Source organism: Kluyvera intermedia (assembly GCF_034424175.1).
In the GTDB taxonomy this organism is placed as follows: domain Bacteria; phylum Pseudomonadota; class Gammaproteobacteria; order Enterobacterales; family Enterobacteriaceae; genus Kluyvera; species Kluyvera intermedia.
Genome location: NZ_CP139986.1, coordinates 4,579,162 through 4,604,520 on the forward strand (window position 1 = coordinate 4,579,162; position 25,359 = coordinate 4,604,520).

Consider the following 25,359-nt stretch of genomic DNA (forward strand, 5'->3'; position numbering starts at 1 on the left):
CGCAGGCTTTATCAGTTGCTCGCGACGATAAAAGCCTAATGCGACGTCATCCGGCAGGTCTTCGGGCTTGGAGGCTATATATAGAGAGGATGACTTCCCACGGCACGCCGCAGTGTCTGCATATGATGCACTCCTCTCCACCTTCCTTACCGCTGCGCGTCAGCCCCAGATTTACACTGGATTCCCTTTTAACTCACAGGACCGGTACGCGAATGCTACATTTAGTTACATACGGATGTCCAGACTGCTATTTATCATTTTCAACCGCATGAGGCTGGACATCCCCTGTGCAAGCCCTACAATCCCCGCGTACTTTTATTATTCAGGATGCATCATGACCCCCGAACACCTCCCTACCGAACAGTACGACGCTCAGCTCGCCGAGAAAGTCACTCGCCTGCAAACGATGATGACGCCGTTTAGCGCGCCTGCGCCGGAGGTGTTTCGTTCACCGGTCAGTCACTACCGCATGCGCGCAGAATTCCGCATCTGGCACGACGGTGATGATCTTTACCACATCATGTTTGACCAGCAGACGAAGGCCCGCATCCGCGTTGACGCCTTTCCGGCGGCAAGCCAGCTTATCAATACCTTGATGACCGCGATGCTTGACGGCGTGCGCGACAATCCAGTGCTGCGCCACAAGCTGTTCCAGATTGACTACCTCACCACGCTCAGCAACCAGGCGGTTGTTACGCTGCTGTACCATAAAAAGCTCGACGATGCGTGGCGTGAGCAGGCCGAAGCATTGCGTGATGCGCTGCGTGCGCAGGGGCTGAACGTCCACCTCATTGGTCGCGCCACTAAAACCAAAATCGAGCTGGATCAGGACTATATAGATGAGCGCCTACCGGTCGCCGGAAAAGAGATGATCTACCGTCAGGTAGAAAACAGCTTCACCCAGCCCAACGCGGCGATGAACATTCAAATGCTGGAATGGGCGCTGGACGCCACGCAGAATTCACGCGGCGACCTGCTGGAGCTGTACTGCGGCAACGGTAACTTCTCGCTGGCACTGGCGCGTAACTTCAACCGCGTACTGGCGACCGAAATAGCCAAACCCTCGGTAGCCGCAGCGCAGTACAACATCAGTGCGAATCAGATCGATAACGTGCAGATCATCCGCATGGCTGCGGAAGATTTTACTCAGGCGATGAACGGCGTACGGGAATTTAACCGTTTGCAGGGCATTGATTTGAAGAGCTATCAGTGTGAGACGATTTTTGTCGATCCACCGCGCAGCGGGCTGGACAGCGAAACCGAGAAGATGGTGCAGGCGTACCCCAATATTCTGTACATCTCCTGTAACCCGGAGACGTTGTGCCAGAACCTGGAAACGTTAAGCCAGACGCATAACATCACCCGCCTGGCGCTGTTCGACCAGTTCCCGTATACCCATCATATGGAATGCGGCGTACTGTTAACGAAGAAATAAGACTGACGGTAGGCCGGATTAGCGTAGCGCTATCCGGCCTACCTTTTATGAACCTTGCTTACGGTTACGCATCCGATAGCCAATCCAGAAGACCATCGTGACCGACAATACTGCCGGGAAGAAGTTGGAACCGATATCCGGGTATTCGGCCCGCACCACCGTGCTGTACAGCAACACGCCAAGAATAAAACAGGCGGCTGACAATGCGGGTAACCCCACCGGCATCGTGCGGTTTTGATAGCGTTGATGCAGACAATAAACCGTCAACACCAGAGAAATTATCGGAAAGACGGAGAACGGAACAATAGAGCTAAATAGCGCTGCAAACGTTCCGTTAATCGATAAGCCCGCCAACAGCGCTAGCAGCAGCGTACCTTTATCTTGACCTGACTGTTTCATTGCTCGTCTACCACCTTATTCGGAATGATGTGACTCTTCTCTTGTTCACGGCGATACCAATAGTACGCGCCCTTGGAGATCATCCGTAATTGCAGCACCAGTCGCTCTTCCAGTTGCCGACGCTGCTCAAGGCCAACATCTAAGGCCTCCGCTCCCGCGCTAAATACGATAGTCACCATCGCCTCAGCCTGCGCTTCCGTAAACGCGCGAGGCATATGGTTTTCGATTTCCAGATAGTCGGCAAGTTCCGCAATAAAATGCTGAATCTCGCGGGCAACTGCCGCACGGAATGCCGCAGATGTGCCAGAACGCTCACGTAGCAACAGACGGAAGGCGTTCGGGTTATTACCGATAAATTCCATAAAGGTGGATACAGAAGTGCGGATAACGCTGCCGCCTTTGGCAATACGCTGACGCGCCTGGCGCATCAACTGGCGCAGCATCAAGCCGCTCTCGTCAACCATGGTCAGCCCCAGCTCATCCACATCGCGGAAATGGCGATAAAAGGAGGTTGGCGCAATCCCCGCCTCACGCGCCACTTCACGCAGGCTTAGGCTGGCAAAACTTCGCTCGGCACTGAGTTGACTAAATGCCGCTTCCACCAGCGAACGCCGGGTTTTTTCTTTTTGTTGCGCTCTAACACCCATCACGATGACTGAATCCTTCCATATGCCGTATTGGCACTATACCAGAGATTAAAACGATTCCACTTACGCAGCTTTGTTAATGATTGTTTACATGCTATTTATGCTATTTCGTATGAAATAAGCCCAACGATAATTGGGTTATCCCTTCGATGATGTTATGATTCTGTTGATTTTATGTATAAGAACAGGTACGCCTTACCATGTCACATTCCTACGATTATGATGCAGTAATAATTGGTTCCGGCCCGGGCGGCGAAGGTGCTGCTATGGGTCTGGTGAAGCAAGGAGCCCACGTCGCCGTTATTGAGCGTTACCATAATGTCGGCGGCGGTTGTACCCACTGGGGTACCATCCCATCTAAAGCCCTTCGCCATGCCGTCAGCCGTATTATCGAATTCAACCAAAATCCACTCTACAGCGACCACAGCCGACTTCTCCGATCCTCATTTGCCGACATCCTGAATCATGCCGATAGCGTTATTAATCAGCAAACGCATATGCGTCAGGGTTTTTATGAGCGCAATCACTGTGAGATGCTGCAGGGTGACGCCCACTTTGTTGATGAGCACACCATCGCGCTGAAGTGCCCGGACGGGTCGGTCGAAACGATAACCGCCGATAAATTCGTGATCGCTTGTGGATCACGCCCGTACCGCCCGGCAGACGTTGATTTTACCCATCCGCGCATTTACGACAGCGACTCCATCCTCAGCCTGCACCATGAACCTCGCCATGTCATTATCTACGGCGCAGGAGTTATCGGCTGCGAATATGCGTCGATCTTCCGCGGAATGGAGGTCAAAGTTGACCTGATTAACACCCGCGACCGTCTGCTGGCATTCCTCGACCAGGAGATGTCAGACTCCCTTTCTTATCACTTCTGGAACAGTGGTGTGGTCATTCGCCACAACGAAGAATACGAGAAGATTGAAGGGGTCGACGACGGGGTGATCATGCACCTGAAGTCCGGCAAAAAGCTCAAGGCCGACTGCCTGCTGTTTGCCAATGGTCGAACCGGGAATACCGAATCACTGGCGCTGGAAAACATTGGCTTACAGGCCGATGGCCGTGGTCAGTTGAAGGTCAACAGTCTGTATCAAACCGCGCTGCCGCACGTCTACGCGGTTGGTGATGTTATCGGTTATCCGAGCCTCGCTTCAGCCGCCTACGATCAGGGCCGTATTGCCGCGCAGGCGTTGATGAAAGGCGAAGCCTCCGGGCATCTGATAGAAGATATTCCAACGGGTATCTACACCATCCCGGAAATCAGCTCCGTCGGTAAAACCGAACAACAGCTGACAGCCATGAAAGTGCCTTATGAGGTGGGTCGTGCGCAGTTTAAACACCTGGCGCGGGCGCAAATCGTTGGCATGAGCGTGGGGAGCCTGAAAATCCTGTTCCATCGGGAAACAAAGGAAATCCTCGGCATTCATTGCTTTGGCGAGCGCGCGGCCGAAATTATTCATATCGGCCAGGCGATTATGGAGCAAAAAGGTGGTGGCAACACCATTGAGTACTTCGTTAACACCACCTTTAACTACCCGACCATGGCGGAAGCCTATCGAGTTGCGGCGCTGAACGGCTTAAATCGCCTTTTTTAGCGCCTTGTCAAAATGGCCGTCCATCGTTTCACGGACGGCCTCTGCCAGCTGCTCATAGCGGCTGCGCAGTGGCGATCCCGGTCGATAGACCAGCCCGACGGTACGGCGTGGCTCCGGCTTAATGCACGGTAGATACACCACACCATCGCGTTTGCGCTCCGGCGGTACTGCCAGCTGAGGCAACAAGGTAATTCCGCTTCCCGCAGCCACCATATTACGCAGCGTTTCCAGACTGGTTGCCCGGAAATGGGTATCTTCATCCGCACCGGCTTCAAAGCAGAAACCCATCGCCTGATCGCGCAGACAGTGACCGTCTTCGAGCATCAGCAATTTTTCACCGGCCAGATCCGACATCGGTACGCGATCGCGCTCCGCCCACGGGTGATCTTCGTAGATCGCCAGCAGCATCGGCTCGTCATACAGTGGAACTTCGATAAACGCCTCGCTCTCCTTCACCAATGCCAGAATCACACAGTCCAGCTTACCGCTGTCGAGCTGCGCCAGCAGCTGATGGGTTTGCGCTTCATGCAGATACATTTCCAGCTTCGGGAAGGTTTGGTGCAGTATCGGGATAATATGGGGTAGCAGATATGGGCCAACGGTGGGAATCAGGCCGATATGCAGCGGACCAGACATCGTCTCTCCCTGCTGACTTGCCATTTCCTTAAGCACTTTGACCTCACGCAACACCGTGCGCGCCTGGTCCACCAGCAGCAGCCCCGCCTGGGTAAACAGGACTTTGCGGCTGGTTCGTTCCAGCAGCATGACGCCCAGTTCATCTTCCAGTTTACGAATCTGCCCGCTCAGAGTTGGCTGGCTGACATGGCAGGAATCTGCCGCCCGGCGGAAGTGCCGATGTTCAGCTAACGCCACCAGGTATTCAAGATCGCGAATATTCATTATTCTTCCTCCATCGCCATGATAGTTCATAGCGATAGATAGAATAGCAACGAATGATTATCCCTATCAAGGACTCTGTTTAATAATACAGCACAGAAACAGGTGACCCTTGTTTAACCCTTCAAGTCGTCACACTGATTCGGCGTTTCTCTCAAACTCAAATCACCAAAGCCAACATGAACGTTTGCGGGCCCCGTGGCCCGCTTTTTTTTGCGTAAAGGTGGCTATGAATCAAGTAGCCCGGGCGAGGCGTTTACGCCGCCCCCGGGAAGGCTCGGTACTACTCCCAGCGTTGCATTTGCTCGACCGGGCTACATTTCGATTAACTCAAACGCATTTGCGCATCGCGGATAGCCTGTGCAACCTGCTGAGGCGACACACCGCCTTTGGCCGCACGCTTATCAAGGCAGGATTGCAGCGACAGAATCGGATAGACGTCATCGCCAATCACCGCACTGAATTTTTGCAAGTCAGCCAGCGCTAAATCTTCCAACGGTTTGCCCTGAGCAATGGCCTCGACTACTGCCTCACCGACAATGTGGTGTGCTTCACGGAACGGTACGCCTTTGGCCACCAGATAATCCGCAAGCTCGGTCGCATTTGCATAACCCTGCTGCGCCGCTTCCTGGCAACGTGGACGTTTCACCTGAATACCGTCCAGCACCAGCACCGCCATATGCAGACAATCCATCCAGGTATCCAGCGCATCGAACACGCCTTCTTTGTCTTCCTGCATATCTTTGTTGTAGGCCAACGGTAACCCTTTCAGGGTCATCATCATGCCGGTCAGCGCGCCCTGCACACGGCCACATTTGCCACGAATAAGCTCCAGCGCATCCGGGTTTTTCTTCTGTGGCATCAGCGAAGAGCCGGACGTCACGCGATCGGAAAGCTCCACGAAGCCCGCTTCACCGGTATTAAAGAAGATCAGATCTTCGGCAAAGCGCGACAGGTGCACCATGCCAATTGACGCATTCGAGAGCAGTTCCAGCACATGATCCCGGTCAGACACGCTGTCCAGGCTATTGCGGGTTGCAGAAGCGAAGCCCAGCCAGCCTGCCAGTTGTTCACGGTCGATTTCGTACGCGGTTCCCGCCAGCGCGCCGCAGCCCAGTGGGCTCACATCCAGACGCTTGAGAGTATCGTGCAAACGGCTTTCATCACGCGCCAGCATTTCAACGTACGCCAGGCACCAGTGCGCAAACGTGACCGGTTGGGCACGTTGCAGGTGGGTATAACCCGGCATGACGGCGTCCTGATTAGCTTGCGCCGTCTCAACCAACGCGCTTTGCAGCTGGCGGTTGGCGGTCAACAGCTCGGCTACGGTGTCTTTACACCACAGCTTAAGATCGGTAGCGACCTGGTCATTACGGCTACGCCCGGTGTGCAGTTTTTTGCCCAACTGACCGACTTTGTCGATGAGCTTGCCTTCCACCCAGCTATGGATGTCTTCGGCATCGCTTTCAAGAATTTGCTGTGGGTTCGCACGAACCTCTTCCAGCAGCACGCTTAGCGCCTCTTCCAGTTGAACCTGTTCCTGCTCGGTCAGCACGCCAACCGTTACCAGCGCTTTAGACCAGGCAACAGAGCCAATGATATCCTGCTCCGCCAGGCGGTAATCAAAGCGTAAAGAGTCATTGAACTGTTTGAACCGCTGATCCGCTGCCTGTGTAAAACGCCCGCCCCAAAGTGCCATAACATGCTTCCTTAAATTCGATTATTGATGCTGGATATTGAAAACAACCCTCACCCCGGCCCTCTCCCTGAGGGAGAGGGAGAAAATCGGCTCCGATCGGTCCCCTCGCCCCTCCGGGGAGAGGGTTAGGGTGAGGGGAAAAACTTACGCCAGAATACGCGTACCAATCGGCGTGCCGTTAAACAGCGCTGGCAGTTGCTCGGCATGACGCCAGGAGGCGATATCCACCGGACGGCCCAGCGTGCGCGCCGCATCAAGCGCCGCGTTCACCTTCACGATCATGCCATCGGTAATAATGCCCTGGTCAATCAACTGCTCAGCCTTCGCCGCGGTCATCTCGGCAATACGCTGGCCTTTACCATCCAGAATACCGCTCACATCAGAAAGCAGAATCAGATCTGCACCTAATGTCGCCGCCAGCGCCGTTGCCGCCTGGTCAGCGTTAACGTTCATCAGTTGCCCTTCGGCGGTCACGCCAATTGAGCTCACCACTGGCAGGAACCCGCCTTCCAGCAGCAGATTAATCAGTTTCGGCGATCCCGGCTGCGCCAGACCCACGTGACCCAGCTCTTCATCCAGCTTCGTCACCTTCACGCTGTCACCATCGCCGAGGAACAGGCCCACGGACGCGATATCATGCTTCTTCGCCCATGCCAGAAGCGTTTTGTTGGCAGTACCCGCCAGCGCACCAGTGATGATGTCGATTTGATCGGCTGGCGTAACGCGCAAACCATTTTTCTTTTTCACCGGCAGATTGAGCTGCTTCATCAGCTCATCCACCACGCAGCCGCCGCCGTGGACAATCACCAGCGGGCGCTGATGTGATTCACGATAGTTAACCAGCGCGCTAAAAAGACGCTCCAGCGCTTCTTCGCTATCCAGTAACACGCCGCCCAGTTTGATAATTAATGGATTCATCGTCATCACACCTTAAATAAGAGACTGCGTCTCAGCGAAGCCGAAACGGATATTGGCGCACTGCACGGCCTGTGCGGCAGCGCCTTTCAATAAATTGTCTTCGGTCGCCACCACAATCAGGTGCTCGCCCTGAACGGCAAAACCGATATCGCAGAACGGCAGCCCGACCACATTTTTCAGTGCCGGAACACCTTTATCGTATAAACGCACCATCGGTTTGTCGGCGTAAGCCTGTTGCAATGCCTTAGCTACCTGCGCATGCGTCACGCCTGGTTTCAAGCGGCAGGTGATCGTTTCCAGAATACCGCGAGCAAAGTTGCCCAGATGCGGGGTGAAAATCACATCTGCGCCAAGATGGCTGGCGATTTCCGGCTGATGGCGGTGGGTAAACACGCCATACGGTTGCAGGCTCACTTCGCAAAAACTATTGGAGATTGCCGCTTTACGACCGGCACCGCTGACGCCTGAGGTGGCGTTGATCACCGGCCACTGGTTGAGATCCAGGAGATCGCCATCAATCAGAGGTTTCAGGGAAAGCTGCGCCGCCGTTGGATAACAACCCGGCACGGCAATCAGCTTAGCCTCTTTCAGCGCATCTGCACTCCATTCGGCCAGGCCATACACCGCCTGCGCCAGCAGTTCTGGATGCTGATGGGTGAAACCGTAATATTTTTCATAGAAGGCGCCGTCGTTGACCCGGAATGCACCGGAAAGATCGAACACCACGCAACCCGCCGCCAAGAACTGCGGGGCCAGGTCATGACTCACTTCATGAGCGGTCGCCAGGAAAACAACGTCCACACCCGCGCTGAATTCACTGATATCTGACATCGGCTGCAACGGCAGATCAACAATGCCTTTTAGCTGTGGATGCAAATCGGAGATTAACTTTCCCGCATCATTGCTTTGCGCTGAGACCGTCAAAGCGGTTATGTTCATATGAGGATGGCGATTTACATAGGTCACAAGCTCTGCGCCAGCGTAACCGCTCGCGCCCACAATCAGCGTATTCAACATCGGTGCAGTTCACCTTCTTATGTCTGTTTGCCTGATTAAGCGTAATCACTTCACCTTACACTTGGTGGGTTTTCTTACGCCTAATGATAATGTATTTTTATTCAAAAATACTGCATGAATATTGATACTATCACGACCCGAGGTGTGTCAACAATGAAAAACAATTTACCCCCATTTATCGAGATTTACCGTGCGTTGATCGCCACTCCGTCCATCAGCGCAACCGAAGAAGCGCTCGATCAGAGCAATGCGTCTTTAATCACTCTGCTCGCGGATTGGTTCGCCTCTTTAGGCTTCGAAGTTGAGGTGCAGCCGGTCCCTGGCACCCGCAATAAATTCAACCTGCTCGCCAGCACTGGTCACGGCGCTGGCGGCCTGCTGCTTGCCGGCCATACCGACACCGTCCCGTTTGACGATGGCCGCTGGACGCGCGATCCGTTTACCCTCACCGAGCATGAAAACAAGCTCTACGGTTTGGGTACTGCCGATATGAAAGGTTTCTTTGCGTTTATTCTCGACGCATTGCGCGATGTTGATGTGACGCAGTTGAAAAAGCCGCTCTACATCCTGGCGACCGCCGATGAAGAGACCAGCATGGCCGGCGCGCGCTACTTTGCCGAGTCCACCGAACTGCGCCCGGATTGCGCCATCATCGGCGAGCCCACCTCGCTGCAACCGGTGCGGGCGCACAAAGGCCATATGTCGAATGCGATTCGTGTATTGGGCCAGTCCGGCCACTCAAGCGACCCGGCACGCGGTGTTAACGCCATTGAAATTATGCACGACGCAATTGGCCGGGTGATGCAACTGCGCGACTCTCTGAAAGAACGCTATCACTATGAAGCGTTCACCGTTCCTTACCCGACGCTCAACCTCGGCAGCCTTCACGGCGGCGATGCCTCCAACCGCATTTGTGCCTGCTGCGAACTGCATATGGATATTCGCCCGCTGCCGGGCATGACCTTAAACGATCTCAACGGCCTGCTGGATGAAGCGCTGGAGCCGGTGAGCGCACAGTGGCCGGGGCGTCTGACCATCAGCGAACTGCACCCGCCGATTCCAGGCTATGAATGTCCGCCGGATCACCCACTGGTCGAGGTGCTGGAAAAACTGCTCGGCGCGAAAACCGAAGTGGTGAACTACTGCACCGAAGCACCGTTTATCCAGACCCTGTGCCCAACCATCGTCTTAGGCCCAGGTTCGATTAATCAGGCCCACCAGCCGGACGAATACCTGGAAACGCGCTTTATTAAACCAACGCGAGAATTAATTACTCAGGTGGTGCATCACTTCTGCTGGCACTAATGAGTCTTGCCCGGAAGCGCTGTGCTTATCGGGCCTACCCCCGTCTGTAGGCCGGATAAGCACAGCGCCACCCGGCACCTCATCACCCCCGCGTTCCCGAGATCTCCTTCACATTTTCATAAGCATTTCTTATCTGGCACGATGCGAATTAACTTTCGTAAATTGTCGCGATTTATTCGTTTGCTGAAGCGATTTCGCAGCAATTGACGTAAGGGTTTTTACGTGGCTTTATAAAAGAGGTGTATTTATCTCGCCCTTACGTTCCGGCGACGGGATATATACACACAATCATTCGAGTTGCATCAAGGCGGCAAGGGAATGACAAATTCGTCAGGAACGAATTTGACCAGCCGAAGGCTGGCCTCTGGTGAGGGACAGGGATGTCCCTCATTAATCCCCGGGAGCGTACATAAGTACGTGACAGGGGTGAATGAGCGCAGCCAACGCAGAGGCAACTTGAAGGATGACGTGTATAACAAAATAAAATGAGATGGGGTGTCTGGGTTAATGAACGAACAATATTCCGCGTTGCGTAGTAATGTCAGTATGCTCGGTAAAGTGCTAGGCGATACCATCAAGGATGCGCTTGGTGAGAACATTCTTGACCGTGTCGAAACGATCCGTAAGTTGTCCAAATCTTCTCGTGCGGGCAACGAAGCCAACCGCCAGGAGCTGCTGACCACCTTACAGAACCTGTCTAATGATGAACTGCTGCCGGTCGCCCGCGCATTCAGCCAGTTCCTGAATTTGGCTAACACCGCTGAGCAATACCACAGCATTTCGCCAAAAGGCGAAGCGGCGAGCAACCCGGAAGTGATTGCCCGTACCCTGCGTAAACTCAAAGACCAACCCAATCTCAACGAAACTATCATTAAGCAGGCCGTTGAATCTCTGTCGCTGGAGCTGGTACTGACCGCGCACCCGACCGAAATCACTCGCCGTACGCTTATCCACAAGATGGGCGAAATCAATAACTGCTTAAAACAGCTCGATAACTCCGATATCGCCGACTATGAGCGCCATCAGGTAATGCGCCGCTTGCGCCAGCTGATTGCCCAGTCCTGGCATACGGACGAAATTCGTAAGAACCGCCCAAGCCCGGTTGATGAAGCAAAATGGGGCTTTGCGGTTGTCGAAAATAGCTTGTGGGAAGGTGTGCCAAACTACCTGCGCGAGCTAAATGAACAACTCGAAGAGAACCTCGGCTATAAATTGCCGGTGGATTTCGTGCCTGTACGCTTCACCTCCTGGATGGGAGGCGACCGCGACGGTAACCCGAACGTGACTGCCGAAATCACCCGTCATGTACTGCTACTGAGCCGCTGGAAAGCAACAGATCTGTTCTTAAAAGATATTCAAATCCTGATTTCTGAGCTGTCGATGGTTGAATGTACCGACGAGCTGCGCGAACGCGTTGGTGAAGAGGGTGCAACCGAACCGTATCGCTACCTGATGAAAACGCTGCGCGGTCAATTGATGGCCACGCAGGCCTGGCTGGAAGCTCGACTGAAAGGCCAGAGATTGCCGAAACCGGCCGGCCTGATAAGCCAGAACGAGCAGCTTTGGGAACCCCTGTACGCTTGTTATGAATCCCTGCAAGCCTGCGGCATGAGCATCATCGCTAACGGTGAATTGCTCGACACCCTACGCCGGGTGAAATGTTTTGGCGTACCGCTGGTGCGTATCGACGTGCGTCAGGAAAGCACCCGTCACACCGAAGCGCTGGGCGAACTGACCCGCTATCTGGGCATCGGCGACTACGAAAGCTGGTCAGAAGCCGACAAACAAGCGTTCCTTATCCGCGAACTGAATTCTAAACGCCCTCTGCTACCGCGTAGCTGGGAGCCAAGCAACGACACTCGCGAAGTGCTCAACACCTGTAAAGCGATTGTTGATGCACCGCAGGGTTCGGTTGCTGCCTACGTTATCTCGATGGCGAAAACACCGTCCGACGTGCTGGCCGTTCACCTACTTCTAAAAGAAGCCGGAATCACCTTCGCGCTGCCAGTTGCCCCGCTGTTCGAAACGCTGGACGACCTGAACAACGCCGACGATGTGATGACCCAACTGCTGAGCATCGACTGGTATCGCGGTTTTATTTCGGGCAAACAGATGGTGATGATTGGCTATTCCGACTCCGCGAAAGATGCGGGCGTGATGGCAGCCTCCTGGGCGCAATACCAGGCACAGGATGCGCTGATTAAAACCTGCGAAAAAGCCGGTATCGAGCTGACATTGTTCCACGGACGCGGCGGTTCTATCGGTCGTGGCGGCGCACCGGCTCATGCTGCGCTGCTGTCACAGCCTCCGGGCAGCCTGAAAGGCGGCCTGCGCGTCACCGAACAGGGTGAGATGATCCGCTTCAAATACGGCCTGCCGGAAATTACCGTCAGCAGCCTGTCGCTGTACACCAGCGCCATTCTGGAAGCTAACCTCCTGCCGCCGCCAGAGCCAAAAGAAGAGTGGCGCGGCATCATGGACGAGCTGTCGGATATCTCCTGCGAGATGTACCGTGGCTACGTGCGTGAAAACAAAGATTTCGTGCCTTACTTCCGTTCCGCAACGCCAGAACAGGAACTGGGCAAGCTGCCGTTAGGCTCTCGTCCAGCGAAACGTCGCGCAACCGGCGGCGTTGAGTCCCTTCGCGCCATTCCATGGATCTTCGCCTGGACCCAGAACCGTCTGATGCTGCCTGCCTGGCTGGGTGCCGGTGCGGCGCTGCAAAAAGTGGTTGAAGATGGCAAACAGAGCAAGTTGGAAACCATGTGCCGCGACTGGCCATTCTTCTCTACCCGCCTGGGTATGCTGGAGATGGTGTATTCCAAGGCCGACCTGTGGCTGGCGGAATACTACGATCAGCGCCTGGTGAAACCAGAGCTGTGGGTGCTCGGCACCGAGCTTCGTGATCTGCTGGAAGCCGATATCAAAGTGGTATTGGATATCGCCAACGATGCGCATCTGATGGCCGACCTGCCGTGGATTGCTGAGTCAATCCAGTTGCGTAACATCTACACCGACCCATTAAACGTTCTGCAAGCCGAGTTGCTGCACCGTTCACGCCAAGCGGAAGAACAAGGTCTGGAACCGGATCATAACGTTGAACAGGCGCTGATGGTCACCATCGCAGGCGTAGCTGCGGGTATGCGTAACACCGGTTAAACGTTTATGTAGGCCGGATAAGGCGTAGCCGCCATCCGGCAATGTACCCCGGTCTGCCTGATGGCACGGTGCTTATCAGGCCAACCAAATCTGTAGTCAGATTCCAAAAGGCCACAATCTTTGTGGCCTTTTTCAATGCCAGCGGTTAAGGTTTCTACGTTGTACATCACGACAGGGAGCCCTATGTTTTTCGACATCAACCCACTGCTTTCCCACATCGCATCAGGCACCACCCCGCTGCAAAAAATCTGGTTTGCCGCAAGCCACACCTCCACACCAGAGATGGCCTTTCAGGTCGATTTTCCTCGTCTGGAGATTGTGCTTTCCGGGCAACTGGCGGATGCCGGGCTTCATGGTGATAACGTCCACATGAGTGGGATGGATGCGCTGTATGTCCCGGCCGGCGGCTGGAACTTCCCGCTATGGCATCACCCCGCAACAACCCTGAGCATACTGTTTGGTAAGCAACAGTTGGGATTTAGCGTGCAGCAGTGGGATGGTAATCAGTTGAAAAACGTGTCGAAACAGCACGTTGCGCGCCGTGGGCCACGTATAGGATCGTTTCTGTTGCAAACCATGAGCGAAATCCAGATGCAGCAACAGGAACAACAAACGGCCCGGCTCATTGCCACCAGCCTGATTAGCCACTGCGCCGATCTGCTGAGCAGCCAGATCCAAACCGCCTCCCGCAGTCAGGCACTGTTCGACGCTATCCGTGAATATATTGATACCCACTTTGCCGAGCCGCTCACCCGTGAGTCAGTGGCGCAAGCGTTCTATATCTCACCGAACTACCTGTCGCATCTGTTCCAGAAAAGCGGAATTATGGGATTTAATGAATACCTCAATCACACCCGCCTGGAGCATGCCAGACGGCTGTTGAAGGGGTACGATATGAAGGTTAAAGAGATAGCTCACAGCTGCGGCTTTGTCGACAGCAACTATTTCTGTCGCCTGTTTCGTAAAAATACCGACCGTTCACCGTCGGAATATCGCCGCCAGTATCATAGTCAACTGACTACGACAGAATAATATGCGTGTGCTGTGGTGCGGAAAGCAGTTTGCGCACCGAACTCATTACCTTCTGCGGCTCACGTAGAAAAGCGCTGATCCCCGACTGTACATAGCGACTCTGGGTAAATCTTTCCGCGCCGTTAAGTTCAATGTCAGTAATCAGCAACACCACATCCGCACGGCGAATATCGTCCTCAGTCAGCGCATTCTCAATTCCCAGCGCCCCCTGAGTTTCAATTTTGATCGACCATTTTTCCTGCTGGCAGAGTTTTTCCAGACGTTCAGCCGCCATATAGGTATGAGCGACCCCGCTTACGCAGGCGGTTACCGCCACTAACATTCGTCCGCTCGTTGCTGTCATCGTCCTCTCCTTGCAGAAAGCACACGCTGGCGGGCGCAAAGTGTCTTCTTCGCGCCCGCCAGCGATAGCATGTTGATGATATCGAATTCCGTCTTACGCACTCTGCGCTAAGTGTGCCTCAATTTTATTCATAATAGCGTCAGCGCGCTTTACCGCATCACTAATATTAACCCGCACAATGGTTTTCCCTGCAAAACGTTCTTCCGCTTTAATCCCGATATCCTTGGTCAGAATCACCATATCCGCCGCTTCAACGTCGCTTGCCGTCAGTTCATTCTCCTGACCAATCGACCCCTGCGTCTCTACCTTCACATTCCAACCTTTAGATTTCGCTGCACTCTCCAGCGCTTCCGCTGCCATGTAGGTATGTGCCACGCCGGAAGGACAAGCCGTTACCGCAATAATATTGGTCATAATCTTTACCTTCTCAATTAGTTAATTTCGAAATCCAAATCCAGGTCGTCTTCTTTCTCAACAACCGCTTTCTTGTTCTTACGCGCCAGGCTTTTCAGCAGATTTACGCTAACAGCCGTCACCACCGCACCGACGACAATCGCCAGCAGATACCCCAGCTTACCTTCCACTACCGGCAGGACGATCAGGCCGCCCCATCCGGCATAACACTGTGCGCCCATCAGCGCGGCGGTTACCGTGCCGCACACGGAACCCAGCATGATGGAGGGAATCACGCGCAGCGGGTCGGAGGCTGCGAAGGGAATCGCCCCTTCGGTCACGCCCACACAGCCCATAACTAACGCGGCTTTACCGGCCTCACGTTCTTCACTATTGAAGTTTTTACGGTTAATCAGCGTTGCCAGACCCAGGCCCAGCGGCGGTACACAGATACCGACAGCGGCAATTGCCACTACGGTATAGACCCCCTGAGAGACACAAATCAGCATGAAGGCGTAGGCCACTTTGTTCACCGGGCCGCCCATATCGAACGCCAGCATCAGGCCCATAATCACCGCCAGTACCACAATGCTGCCCTGTTGCATCCCTTGCAGCCACTGGGTCAGACTGGTCGTCAGCATCCCCACCGGCTCGCCCAACCCCCACATCATGATGCCCGCCGTAATCAGCGTACCTGCAATGGGAATCACGAAGATTGGCATCACCGAGCGCAGCACCTTATGCACCGGGATTTTCTTCAAGTAATACACCACGATACCGCCGATAATCCCGGCAATCAGCGCGCCAAAGAAGCCTGCACCGAAGCTATTACCGACCCAGGCCCCAATGGCACAAGGCGCCAGCGCAGAACGTTCCGCAATGGAGTAACCGATGTAAGCCGCGAGGAATGGCACCATCAGCGTCAGGCCCGCGACGCCGATATCAAAGAGTTTTTTCAGGTTAGGGTCGGTTAACGCATCCGGCACGGCACCTTTGCCGTACAGCATGACGGAGACCGCCAGTAAAATGCCGCCCGCTACGACAAACGGGATCATGTGCGACACGCCAGTCATCAAATGCTGGCGGGTGTTTTTGAGTATCTGCACCAATTCTTTCATCAGTCGCTCCCGGGCCTTGTTAGCCCATGTCCATTAAGGTGTTGTGGCAAACAATAGGCAATTGGTGGCGGGACAGACAGTGGATAAAAAGTGCATTTACTGGATTTTTGTAATGTCAGAAGAAAAATGCGAGCGACCTCTAAAGTTCGCGTGCATTGCGTCTTTATATGCAAGACAAGCAACCTGTGAGGTTGCTCGCATTTTCCAGCAGACAATACATTTGTCCAGTTTTTGACATAAATGTCAGATAGCAGGGCCGAGGACAAGCCCCCTATGCTGTTACCCATATCGAATGATTTGGGAGATAGGGCTATGACGTTGGTTGTTGAATTTGTCTGCGAATTACCGAATGGCGTGCACGCTCGCCCTGCCAGCCATGTCGAGACGCTGTGCAACACATTTAGCTGCGATATCGAATGGCATAACCTGCGCAGTGACCGTAAGGGCAATGCCAAAAGCGCGCTAGCGATTATCGGTACCGATACGCTCGCGGGTGATAGCTGCCAGTTATTAGTTAGCGGTGCGGATGAGCAGGCCGTGCACCTTCGCCTCAGCCGCTGGATAAAAGAGGAATTCCCGCTATGTGACGCCCCCCTGGCGCAAGTCGCCTGCGTTGAGCAGGAAGCACTACCGGAATCCTTAACCCGTCTCGATCCGACGCTTTTCCGCGCCCAGCCGGTCTGTAGCGGTAGCGCAGGCGGTGTTCTCACCCGCCTGGCCGCGCTCGATCTGAATAATCTCGGCGAACTTCCCCCAACAAAAAGCCCGGAGCAGGAACAATCAGAGCTGGATAGCGGCCTGACCCTGCTCGTCAAAACGCTTGAACTGCGTCTACTGGAAAACGACAGCACCGCCAGTGCGATTCTGGAAGCTCACCGCTCGCTGGCAACCGATACTTCACTGCGCCAGCATCTGCTCGCGGGCATCAATAGTGGTTTGAGCTGTGCCGAAGCGATTATCGACAGCACCCAACATTTCTGCGCCGAGTTCGCACATTCCAGCAGCAGCTATCTACAAGAACGCGCGCTGGACATGCGTGATGTTGGCTTCCAGTTGCTCCAGCATATTTACGGCGAGCAGCGCTTCCCGGCACCCGGTCAATTAACTCAACCCGCTATCTGTATGGCGGAAGAGCTGACGCCAAGTCAGTTCCTTGAACTGGATAAAACCTTACTCAAAGGCCTGCTACTGCAAAGCGGCGGCACTACTTCGCACACGGTGATTCTCGCGCGTTCCTTTAATATTCCAACACTTGTTGGTGTCGATATTGATGCCCTTGAATCCTGGCAGAATCAGCCGGTCTATCTTGACGGTAATGCCGGTGCCGTGGTTGTCGCGCCAACGGAAGCCATCGCCCGCTATTATCAGCAAGAAGCGCGCGTACAGGCGGCTATCCGCGAACAACAGAGCGTGTGGTTGAACAAAGAGGCGCGTACCGCCGACGGTATTCGTCTGGAAGTTGCCGCCAATATCGCCCACTCGGTGGAGGCCCAGGCAGCGTTTGGCAATGGCGCAGAAGCGGTCGGCCTGTTCCGTACCGAAATGCTCTATATGGACCGCACCAGTGAACCGAGCGAAAGTGAGTTGTACAACATTTTCTGCCAGGCGCTGGAATCCGCAGACGGGCGCAGCATCATTATCCGCACCATGGATATCGGCGGCGATAAGCCTGTGGATTACCTAAATATTCCAGCGGAAAACAACCCATTCCTCGGCTACCGCGCGGTGCGTATTTACGAAGAATACTCAGGTCTATTTACCACGCAGCTACGCGCCATTTTGCGCGCCTCCGCACACGGCAGCCTGAAAATCATGATTCCGATGATCTCCTCCATGGAAGAGATCCTGTGGGTCAAAGAGAAAGTCGCCGAAGCCAAACAACAGCTACGCAACGAGCACGTCCCGTTTGATGAGCGCATTCCGTTGGGCATTATGCTGGAAGTACCGTCAGTGATGTTTATCATCGACCAGTGCTGTGAAGAGATTGATTTCTTTAGCATTGGCAGCAACGACCTGACGCAATACCTGCTGGCGGTCGACCGTGATAACGCCAAAGTCACTCGCCATTACAACAGTCTGAATCCGGCCTTCCTGCGCGCACTCGACTTCGCCGTCCAGGCGGTTCACCGCCAGGGGAAATGGATTGGTTTATGCGGAGAGCTGGGGGCGAAAGGCTCGGTATTGCCGCTGTTGGTTGGGCTGGGAATGGATGAAATCAGCATGAGCGCGCCGTCAATTCCGGCGACCAAAGCACGTTTGGCGCAGCTCGACAGCCGTGCCTGCCGACAGTTGCTCAACCAGGCAATGGCCTGTCGCACCTCGCTGGAAGTAGAACACCTGCTCGCCCAGTTCCGCATGAGCCAGCAAGACGCCCCGCTGATTACCCCGCGCTGTATTTCGCTGGATAACGACTGGCGCAGCAAAGAAGAAGTGATCAAGGGCATGACTGATAACCTGCTCCTCGCCGGGCGCTGCCGCTATCCGCGTAAACTGGAAGCTGATTTATGGGCACGCGAAGCCGTCTTCTCGACCGGTCTGGGCTTTAGTTTCGCCATTCCACACAGCAAGTCCGAACATATCGAGCAGTCGACCATCAGCGTCGCCCGCCTGCCCGCCCCGGTCGTCTGGGGTGATGAAGAGGCGCAGTTCATCATTATGCTGACGCTCAACAAACATGCCGCCGGTGACCAGCATATGCGCATCTTCTCGCGCCTGGCTCGCCGCATTATGCATGCCGAATTCCGCAACTCTCTGGTCAACGCCGCCTCTGCCGACGCCATTGCCAGCCTGCTGCAACACGAACTGGAACTTTAAGAGGAAATAGCATGGAACTGTATCTGGATACCGCCAATGTGCAGGAAGTTGAACGCCTGGCCCGAATTTTCCCAATTGCTGGCGTGACCACCAACCCGAGTATCGTAGCGGCCAGCCGTGAATCTATCTGGGACGTGCTGCCACGATTGAAAAAAGCAGTGGGCGAAAACGGGACGCTGTTTGCCCAGACCATGAGCCGCGATGCCGACGGCATGGTCGCCGAGGCACGTAAACTCAACGAAGCTATCCCGGGTATCGTCGTTAAAGTCCCGGTCACTGCTGAAGGATTAGCCGCTATTAAGCTGCTGAAAAAAGAGGGCATTCCCACACTTGGCACCGCCGTTTACAGCGCTTCGCAGGGGCTGCTAGCCGCGCTGGCGGGAGCCAAATACGTTGCGCCTTACGTTAACCGCGTGGACGCCCAGGGGGGCGACGGCATCCGCATGGTACAAGAACTGCAATCCTTACTGGAACTGCACGCGCCGGAAAGCAAAGTACTGGCTGCCAGCTTTAAAACACCTCGCCAGGCACTGGACTGTTTATTGACGGGATGCGAAGCCATCACCCTTCCTTTAGATGTAGCGCAACAAATGCTCGGCACACCCGCTGTAGAGTCAGCGATAGATAAGTTTGAGCAAGACTGGAAAAACGCATTTGGTCATCTGAACCTGTAAAGGAGAAATGTATGGATCGCATTATTCAATCACCAGGTAAGTATATTCAGGGTGCTGACGTTATCACGCGTCTTGGCGAGTACTTAACGCCCATGGCGAATAGCTGGCTAGTCGTCGGCGATAAGTTCGTGCTGGGCTTTGCTGAAGAGACGCTGCGAAAAAGCCTGACCGGCGCAGGTCTGTCAGTAGAAATCGCGCCGTTTGGCGGCGAGTGTTCGCAAAATGAAATCAACCGTCTGCAAGACGTGGCAAATAGCGCAAAATGCAGCGCTATTTTGGGTATCGGCGGCGGGAAAACGCTGGATACCGCCAAAGCGCTGGCTCACTTTATGAATCTGCCGGTCGCCATTGTGCCGACCATCGCCTCGACCGATGCGCCGTGCAGCGCGCTGTCAGTACTCTACACCGACGATGGCGAATTTGACCGTTACCTAATGCTGCCGCATAACCCGAACATGGTTATCGTCGACACTAAAATTGTCGCCGGAGCACCTGCTCGACTGCTGGCAGCCGGTATTGGTGATGCATTAGCAACCTGGTTTGAAGCCCGTGCCTGTTCACGCAGTGGCGCTATCACCATGGCTGGCGGCCAATGTACTCAGGCGGCGTTGGCGCTGGCTGAACTGTGCTACAACACGCTTATTGAAGAAGGCGAAAAAGCGATGCTGGCGGCCGAGCAGCACGTGGTCACACCTGCGCTAGAACGCGTTATTGAAGCCAATACTTACTTAAGCGGCGTTGGCTTTGAAAGTGGCGGTCTGGCGGCGGCACATGCGATTCACAACGGCATGACAGCCATCCCGGATGCGCATCACTTCTATCACGGTGAAAAAGTTGCCTTCGGTACGCTGACCCAACTGGTGCTGGAAAACGCTTCGGTGGAAGAAATTGAAACCGTTGCCGCTCTGTGTCACAGCGTTGGTTTGCCAATAACCCTTGCGCAGTTGGATATTAAAGAAAATATTCCGGTGAAAATGCGTCTGGTGGCGGAAGCCGCCTGTGCCGAAGGTGAGACGATTCACAATATGCCGGGTGGTGCAGATCCTGACCGTGTTTACGCGGCGCTGCTGGTGGCCGATCAGTATGGACAGCGTTTCTTGCAGGAGTGGGAGTAATCCCCCTCACCCTAACCCTCTCCCCATAGGGGAGAGGGAACCGTTTAGTGCGGTTTGTGGAGGCAGAGCGTAAAGGTAGCTTTGGCTGCTGTTCTCCCTCGCCCCTTTGGGGAGAGGGCCGGGGTGAGGGGCATTCCGACACCGCACCCCATAAACAAAAATCCCCGCGAAAGCGGGGATTTTTTTATACCGTCAAACCCACTTTACAGCAGGTCGAAACGGTCTAGGTTCATCACTTTCACCCATGCCGCAACGAAGTCTTTCACAAACTTCTCTTTGGCATCGCTGGAAGCATAAACCTCAGCCAGTGCGCGCAGTACCGCGTTGGAACCAAACACCAGATCCGCACGCGTCGCGGTGTATTTCACCTCGCCACTCATACGGTCACGGCCTTCGAACAGCTCAGAAGAAGCATCCGTCGCTTTCCACTCAGTGCGCATATCCAGCAGATTCGAGAAGAAATCGGTGCTGAGTACGCCCACGTTGTCAGTAAGCACACCATGCTGGCTTTCATCGAAGTTCGCGCCCAACACGCGCAGACCACCCACCAGCACCGTCATTTCCGGTGCAGTCAGCGTCAGCAGCTGTGCTTTGTCGATAAGCAAGGACTCAGTGGTTGCTTCACCCGGTGCCGCACGATAGTTACGGAAACCGTCGGCAATGGGCTTGAGCAGCTCAAACATCTCGATATCCGTCTGATCCTGGCGCGCATCTACGCGGCCCGGTGCAAATGGAACGTTGACGACAACGCCCGCCGCTTTCGCTGCTTTCTCTACACCCACAACACCTGCCAGCACGATAATATCGGCCAGTGAAGCTTTGTGCGCCGATTTATAGATACCTTCTAACACCGGCAGAACGCGAGCGGCTGTGGCGTTAACGTCCCAGCTTCTCTGTGGTGCCAGCGCCAGACGCGCGCCGTTAGCGCCGCCGCGTTTATCACCACCGCGGAAGGTAGAAGCAGATGCCCATGCGACGGAGATCAGTTCGCTTACGGAAAGACCTGATGCTGCGATATCCGCTTTCAGACTTTCAATATCTTCCGCAGAAGGCTGGAAGAACGCATGCGGCAGCGGGTCTTGCCAAATCAGATCTTCTTTCGGGACTTCTGGGCCGATATAACGCGCTTTTGGCCCCATATCACGGTGAGTCAGTTTGAACCACGCGCGAGCAAAGGCTTCGTTAAACGCCTGTGGATCGTTAAGGAAGCGACGAGAGATTTTTTCAAAACCCGGGTCAAGACGCAGCGTCAAGTCGGTGACCAGCATGGTCGGCTTACGTTTCTTCTCAGGGTCGAACGGATCAGGAATTAAATCCGGTGCATCCGAAGCTTCAAACTGGATAGCGCCAGCCGGACTGCGGGTCTGCACCCATTCGTATTTGAACAGGTTCTCAAAGAAGTAGTTGCTCCATTGAGTTGGCGTCTGGGTCCAGACCACTTCCAGACCGGAAGTAATGGCGTCCGCACCCGCGCCGCTGCCGTGGCTGCTAGCCCAACCCAGGCCCATCGCCTCAATTGGCGCAGCTTCTGGATCAGCGCCAACATGCGTGGCTTCTGCGGCACCGTGGGTTTTACCCAACGTATGACCGCCGGCTATCAGTGCCACGGTCTCTTCATCGTCCATACCCATATTGCCGAAGGTGGCGCGAATCGCCGAGGCCGCCGACAGCGGTTCACCGCTGGCGTTTGGCCCTTCTGGGTTCACATAGATAAGGCCCATCTCTGTAGCTGCCAGCGGACGTTTCGCCAGCTCTTCTGGATCGCGGTGCGCAAGCCAGGCTTTCTCATCACCCCAGTTGACGTCCAGATCCGGTTCCCAGACATCTTCACGCCCGGCACCGAAACCAAAGGTACGGAAGCCGGAGTTTTCCAGCGCCACGTTACCGGCAAGGATGTACAGATCGGCCCAAGATATTTTCTGACCGTATTTCTGTTTGATTGGCCACAGCAGACGACGCGCTTTGTCCAGGCTGACGTTATCCGGCCAGGAGTTCAGTGGAGCGAAACGCTGCTGGCCGCGCCCTGCGCCACCGCGACCGTCCATTGAACGGTAGGTTCCGGCACCGTGCCATGCCATACGGATAAACAGCCCTACATAGCTGCCCCAGTCGGCAGGCCACCAGGATTGAGAATCGGTTAATAGCGTGCGGATATCGCCTTTTAACGCGGAGTAGTCCAGCTTGCTGAATTCTTTGCGGTAATCGAAATCCTCACCCAGCGGGTTGGATCGATTGGAGTGCTGATTAAGAAGATCGACGCGAAGCTGCTTCGGCCACCAGTCTTTCGTACTGGTGCCAGCGCCTGCGCTTTGATCGTGCCCACCACCGTGGTGGAAAGGACATTTACCTGCGTTCTGGTTATCGTCTGGCGTGCTCATCACTATGCTCCCTTACAGTATTTATCATTAAGATATACACCCATGCTGATAAGTTATAGCTGAAATGGCCCACGGATTTGATAGCTAATTCCTCTTATTTTTTCCTTGTCAGAGAGGAATTCCTACGTAGGTCGCCATTTATCCTTACATAAAGCATGACAATTGACTGTGATCGATAGGGAGAATTGATCAGAATCCCTCATAAAAATAAGGGATTTCTCAATATCTAGCAGGCACTACGTAGCTGAGACGTACGCTTTTTAAGACTCACAATGGCCAGTGCAAACACGATCAGCACGATACCGAGACTCTCCAGGTTGTCCGGCGTTTCCCCCAACAGCCACCAGGAAAACAGGACGCCAAAAACCGGCACGGCGAGCGTACTCAGACTCGCAATGCCTGCAGGTAGATTGCGCAGAACGTATAGCCACAGGCTCCAGGCCAACGCCGTGGCTAGAATGGCGCTATAGCCTAGCGCCCAAAAAACGCCTGGTTGCCAGTCAATTGGCCGCTGTGGAACCAGCAGAGCCACCATACTCATCACCAGCGCGGCGTAAAGCATTTGCCAACTGGTAAGAGCCAGCAGATCAAGGCCAGGATGACGCTGGTACATGCGTTTGGCGACAATCGCACTCGCCCCCCAGCTAATCCCGGAGAGGATCGCCAGCAGTGCGCTTTTCATTGAAGAGAGGTCAAGCTGCCACGGTTGCATGACCAGACATAGCCCTACCGCCGCCACGCCAATCGCGCCATATTGCAGCCGCCGCATCCGTTCACCGAGAAATAGCGCCGCCAGAATGACCACCCAGAATGGCATGGTGTAGGTCAGAATGGCGACCTTACCGGCTCCGCCGCTCATCAGCGCCCACTGCGCCAAACCAATCATGCCGCAGGTTTGCAACAGCGCAATCGCCAGCGTGTAGCCAAAAGGTGTTGGCCGCATACCGCGACCGCGAAGGAGTAAAACGATAAACAGCAGCAGTGCGCCAGCAATACAGCGTAGCGCGGTGAAGTCGAAGGCGCCGATATAAAGCGTCACCTGTTTCATCGCAATCCAGCTGTAGCTCCAGATGAGCGTCAGCACTAGCAGGCCAATAAGCGCCAGCGGATTGCTTTTCCCTTCAGTGGTCATGATAAGTCCGTAACGGTGATGTAAAGGCCGTTACTATACTGCGCGAAAGCCCTGCATAAACAGGGCTTTTATCGAGAATGGTCCGGTGGTGCTATGCTTACCGAGCCGACAGGTTGGCAAGGGTTACGCCGGGCGCACGCCCAGGGTATGGCAGATGGCGTAGCTCATTTCAGCGCGGTTCAGGGTATAGAAGTGGAAGTCCTTCACCCCTTCACGGCTGAGAATTTTAACCATGTCCATGGCGATATTGGCGCCAACCAGCTTGCGGGTTTCTGCGTCATCGTCCAGACCGTTGAACATCTGCGACATCCATGAAGGGATGCGCACGTTGGTCATGTCGGCAAATTTTTTCGCCTGCTTGAAGTTCGACACCGGCAGAATACCCGGAATAATTTCTACATCGATACCCGCGGTTACGCAGCGGTCACGGAAACGAAGGTAGCTTTCCACATCGAAGAAGAATTGGGTGATGGCACGGTTTGCCCCGGCGTCCACTTTACGTTTTAGGTTGAGCAGGTCAGCCTGAGCGCTTTTGGCTTCCGGGTGTACTTCCGGATACGCCGCGACGGAGATATCAAAGTCCGCTACGTCTTTTAACAGCGTCACCAGATCGGCCGCATACATATCCGGCTTACCGCTGCCCGGCGGCAGGTCACCGCGCAGCGCCACGATATGGCGAATGCCGTTGTTCCAGTAGTCCTGAGCGATAGCGCGCAACTCGTCACGGCTGGCATCAATGCAGGTCAAATGCGGCACAGCTTCCAGACCGGTACGGTCTTTAATGCCTTTAATAATGCTGTGCGTACGATCACGCTCACCGGAGTTTGCACCATAGGTGACCGACACAAATTTCGGTTTCAGGATGCTTAGGCGATCGATGGAGTTCCACAGGGTTTGCTCCATTTCACTGGTGCGCGGCGGGAAAAACTCAAAAGAAACGTTAATCTGCCCAATGTCGGCCAGACTCTGATTCAGCGCTTCCCGCTGGTTGGCGTGAAAAAAGCTCATACCTTACCTCATCAATCGCGTGTCATTATTGTTGTGTTGTAAACATCTATCCGTTTAGACGTCTGGATGTAAAAATGCCCCAAAATGAGACGTGCGTCAATAGAAAGATCGGCGTAAAAAGTGAGTAATGTTCAGCGAAGATGAAAAAAACTCAACTGACTACTCTTTATACAATCCCATCTCTTCTTTTCATCGCCGATTTTGATAATAACCTCATTTTTTATACGCAATTAAAATTGAGATGTACATCGCATATTTCTCAAACATCGTCCCCC

The 25,359-nt window shown here is 54.5% G+C and carries 19 protein-coding genes, 1 pseudogene and 1 riboswitch; of the genes and pseudogenes, 8 read left to right on the forward strand and 12 right to left on the reverse strand.

Features of this window, described 5'->3' with window-relative positions; genetic code table 11:
* Positions 1-35: 35 nt before the first annotated feature.
* Positions 36-221: riboswitch (cobalamin riboswitch) on the reverse strand.
* A 113-nt stretch (positions 222-334) separates the two neighbouring features.
* Entirely contained in the window at positions 335-1,435 is a 1,101-nt protein-coding gene (trmA, locus tag U0026_RS22015; RefSeq protein ID WP_062776604.1) for a tRNA (uridine(54)-C5)-methyltransferase TrmA, read from the forward strand.
* A gap of 45 nt (positions 1,436-1,480) precedes the next feature.
* On the opposite strand, the gene U0026_RS22020 is transcribed toward trmA, so the two are convergent.
* The gene (locus tag U0026_RS22020; protein ID WP_062776602.1) at positions 1,481-1,834 is read right to left on the reverse strand and encodes a YijD family membrane protein; all 354 of its coding nucleotides are present in this window, start codon (positions 1,832-1,834) and stop codon (positions 1,481-1,483) included.
* A gap of 15 nt (positions 1,835-1,849) precedes the next feature.
* Positions 1,850-2,484, reverse strand: a pseudogene (fabR, locus tag U0026_RS22025) (HTH-type transcriptional repressor FabR).
* 197 nt (positions 2,485-2,681) lie between these two features.
* On the opposite strand from fabR, the gene sthA reads away from it, so the two are divergent.
* Positions 2,682-4,082, forward strand: coding sequence for a Si-specific NAD(P)(+) transhydrogenase (gene sthA, locus U0026_RS22030; protein WP_062776600.1), 1,401 nt, complete (start codon positions 2,682-2,684; stop codon positions 4,080-4,082).
* On the opposite strand, the gene oxyR is transcribed toward sthA, so the two are convergent.
* The 4 genes from oxyR to argC form a co-directional block, all read right to left on the reverse strand.
* Positions 4,065-4,982 carry a DNA-binding transcriptional regulator OxyR gene (gene oxyR, locus U0026_RS22035; protein WP_062776598.1) on the reverse strand — a complete coding sequence of 306 codons (918 nt, stop codon included), beginning with the start codon at positions 4,980-4,982 and terminating at the stop codon, positions 4,065-4,067. The genes sthA and oxyR overlap by 18 nt on opposite strands.
* Before the next feature lie 322 nt (positions 4,983-5,304).
* Positions 5,305-6,678: an argininosuccinate lyase gene (gene argH / locus U0026_RS22040; RefSeq protein ID WP_062776596.1), complete on the reverse strand. Its 1,374-nt coding sequence runs from the start codon at positions 6,676-6,678 to the stop codon at positions 5,305-5,307.
* A gap of 144 nt (positions 6,679-6,822) precedes the next feature.
* Positions 6,823-7,596, reverse strand: coding sequence for an acetylglutamate kinase (gene argB / locus U0026_RS22045; RefSeq protein ID WP_062776594.1), 774 nt, complete (start codon positions 7,594-7,596; stop codon positions 6,823-6,825).
* 12 nt (positions 7,597-7,608) lie between these two features.
* Positions 7,609-8,613 carry an N-acetyl-gamma-glutamyl-phosphate reductase gene (argC, locus tag U0026_RS22050; protein ID WP_062776593.1) on the reverse strand — a complete coding sequence of 335 codons (1,005 nt, stop codon included), beginning with the start codon at positions 8,611-8,613 and terminating at the stop codon, positions 7,609-7,611.
* 153 nt (positions 8,614-8,766) lie between these two features.
* On the opposite strand from argC, the gene argE reads away from it, so the two are divergent.
* From argE to U0026_RS22065, 3 genes are all read left to right on the forward strand, one after another.
* Entirely contained in the window at positions 8,767-9,918 is a 1,152-nt protein-coding gene (argE, locus tag U0026_RS22055) for an acetylornithine deacetylase (protein WP_062776591.1), read from the forward strand.
* A gap of 507 nt (positions 9,919-10,425) precedes the next feature.
* On the forward strand, positions 10,426-13,077 hold the full coding sequence (gene ppc / locus U0026_RS22060) for a phosphoenolpyruvate carboxylase (protein ID WP_062776589.1): 2,652 nt from the start codon (positions 10,426-10,428) through the stop codon (positions 13,075-13,077).
* A 183-nt stretch (positions 13,078-13,260) separates the two neighbouring features.
* Positions 13,261-14,109, forward strand: coding sequence for a helix-turn-helix transcriptional regulator (locus U0026_RS22065; protein ID WP_062776587.1), 849 nt, complete (start codon positions 13,261-13,263; stop codon positions 14,107-14,109).
* Here the strand turns inward: U0026_RS22065 and U0026_RS22070 are convergent.
* The 3 genes from U0026_RS22070 to U0026_RS22080 form a co-directional block, all read right to left on the reverse strand.
* The gene (locus U0026_RS22070) at positions 14,096-14,452 is read right to left on the reverse strand and encodes a PTS fructose-like transporter subunit IIB (RefSeq protein WP_062776586.1); all 357 of its coding nucleotides are present in this window, start codon (positions 14,450-14,452) and stop codon (positions 14,096-14,098) included. The two genes, U0026_RS22065 and U0026_RS22070, sit on opposite strands and share 14 nt — an antisense overlap.
* 93 nt (positions 14,453-14,545) lie before the next feature.
* Positions 14,546-14,866 (reverse strand): PTS fructose-like transporter subunit IIB, encoded by a 321-nt coding sequence (locus U0026_RS22075; protein WP_062776585.1) that lies wholly within the window; start codon positions 14,864-14,866, stop codon positions 14,546-14,548.
* 17 nt (positions 14,867-14,883) lie between these two features.
* Entirely contained in the window at positions 14,884-15,963 is a 1,080-nt protein-coding gene (locus U0026_RS22080) for a PTS fructose transporter subunit EIIC (RefSeq protein WP_062776583.1), read from the reverse strand.
* 312 nt (positions 15,964-16,275) lie between these two features.
* On the opposite strand from U0026_RS22080, the gene ptsP reads away from it, so the two are divergent.
* From ptsP to gldA, 3 genes are read left to right on the forward strand one after another with little or no spacing between them, the layout of a single operon-like run.
* Positions 16,276-18,777: a phosphoenolpyruvate--protein phosphotransferase gene (gene ptsP / locus U0026_RS22085; protein ID WP_062776581.1), complete on the forward strand. Its 2,502-nt coding sequence runs from the start codon at positions 16,276-16,278 to the stop codon at positions 18,775-18,777.
* An 11-nt stretch (positions 18,778-18,788) separates the two neighbouring features.
* Positions 18,789-19,451, forward strand: coding sequence for a fructose-6-phosphate aldolase (gene fsa / locus U0026_RS22090; RefSeq protein ID WP_062776580.1), 663 nt, complete (start codon positions 18,789-18,791; stop codon positions 19,449-19,451).
* Between the two features lie 11 nt (positions 19,452-19,462).
* Positions 19,463-20,566 (forward strand): bifunctional L-1,2-propanediol dehydrogenase/glycerol dehydrogenase, encoded by a 1,104-nt coding sequence (gene gldA, locus U0026_RS22095; protein ID WP_062776578.1) that lies wholly within the window; start codon positions 19,463-19,465, stop codon positions 20,564-20,566.
* A gap of 203 nt (positions 20,567-20,769) precedes the next feature.
* Here the strand turns inward: gldA and katG are convergent, their stop codons facing one another.
* The 3 genes from katG to metF form a co-directional block, all read right to left on the reverse strand.
* A complete protein-coding gene (gene katG / locus U0026_RS22100) occupies positions 20,770-22,944 on the reverse strand; it encodes a catalase/peroxidase HPI (RefSeq protein WP_062776577.1) in 2,175 nt (724 codons plus the stop codon).
* Positions 22,945-23,170: 226 nt separating this feature from the next.
* Positions 23,171-24,076, reverse strand: coding sequence for a DMT family transporter (locus U0026_RS22105; RefSeq protein ID WP_062776575.1), 906 nt, complete (start codon positions 24,074-24,076; stop codon positions 23,171-23,173).
* 123 nt (positions 24,077-24,199) lie between these two features.
* On the reverse strand, positions 24,200-25,084 hold the full coding sequence (metF, locus tag U0026_RS22110; RefSeq protein ID WP_062776573.1) for a methylenetetrahydrofolate reductase: 885 nt from the start codon (positions 25,082-25,084) through the stop codon (positions 24,200-24,202).
* Positions 25,085-25,359: the final 275 nt, after the last annotated feature.